The 1,154-nt window shown below is 59.7% G+C and carries 2 protein-coding genes; both read left to right on the top strand.

Translation table 11 applies throughout. From position 1 onward, the window contains the following. Positions 1-903, top strand: a 903-nt coding sequence (locus tag VE128_00115) for an ISAzo13 family transposase (protein ID HZD83960.1), incomplete at its 5' end; no start/stop codon positions are given. Positions 904-1,040: 137 nt separating this feature from the next. Then, the coding region (locus tag VE128_00110; protein ID HZD83959.1) for an IS5/IS1182 family transposase at positions 1,041-1,154 on the top strand (114 nt) is incomplete at its 3' end.

Raw genomic sequence — 1,154 nt, 5'->3', positions numbered from 1 at the left:
CCGTGCTCATCGCTACGCTGGGTGAGCCGCAGTCTGCGTCACCTGGTCAAGGCATTGGCCGCGCAAGGCTTCAAGGCAAGCCAACGCGTGGTAGCGAACCTGCTGCGGGAACTGAACTACAGTTGTCAGGCCAATCGCAAGACGCGAGAAGGGGCCAACCACCCCGACCGCGATGCCCAGTTCGCCCACATCAATGCGATGGTGAAGGCGGCAATCTCGGCTGGCGAGCCGGCGATCTCGGTGGACACCAAGAAGAAGGAACTCGTTGGGGACTTCAAGAACAACGGACGCGAACTACGCCCGAAGGGCAATCCCGAACCGGTGCGGGTGCACGACTTCAAGATACCGGAGTTGGGCAAAGTCGCGCCATACGGGGTCTACGACATTGCTGCCAATCTTGGCTGGGTCAGCGTCGGCATCGATGCCGATACCGGGGCATTCGCCGTTGAAAGCATCCGACGTTGGTGGCAGAAGCTCGGCAAGCCACGCTACCCGAACGCCAAGTGTCTTACCATCACGGCGGACTGCGGCGGCAGCAACGGGCCGCAGGTGAGGCTATGGAAGCGCGAACTGCAGCGCTTCGCCAATGAGGCCGACCTGAAAATAACGGTGACCCACCTGCCGCCTGGCACCAGCAAATGGAACAAGATCGAGCATCGCCTGTTCGCCTTCATCACCATGAACTGGCGGGGCAAGCCGCTGGTCAGTCATCAGGTCATCGTTCAACTCATCGGCTCGACGAGCACCGAAACAGGCCTCAAAGTATGCTGCGAGATCGATAGAAACCTCTACCCCAAAGGCCTCAAGGTCACTGAACGAGAGATGCAGGCGGTCAACATCGCGCGGCACAATTTCCACGGCGAGTGGAACTATACCATCTCGCCTAACCAACAACCTCCCTGATGCAGTAATTTCTCGGCGAGCCCTTAGTGTCGGTCCGGAAGGAATGCGAGTCATTTGAATCGGTTACGGGACTGGGCTTGAGCGGCTCGAATCAGGTGTGATTCTGTGCCTGGCACCTGCTTCGTTTGAGGTGCCCGATGTGGACGATCGAGAACCGCCCGCGCTACAACCGTGACCGGCTGCGCTATCCGTCCGACCTGACCGACGAGGAGTGGGCGCTGGTTGAACCGCTGATCTCACCGGCCAAGCAT

The sequence above is a fragment of the Candidatus Angelobacter sp. genome (genome assembly GCA_035643775.1).
Lineage (GTDB): Bacteria > Bacteroidota > Bacteroidia > Flavobacteriales > Blattabacteriaceae > DASQPV01.
Note: the sequence above shows the minus strand (reverse complement) of the source record. Positions and strands in the feature narration are given on the sequence as shown.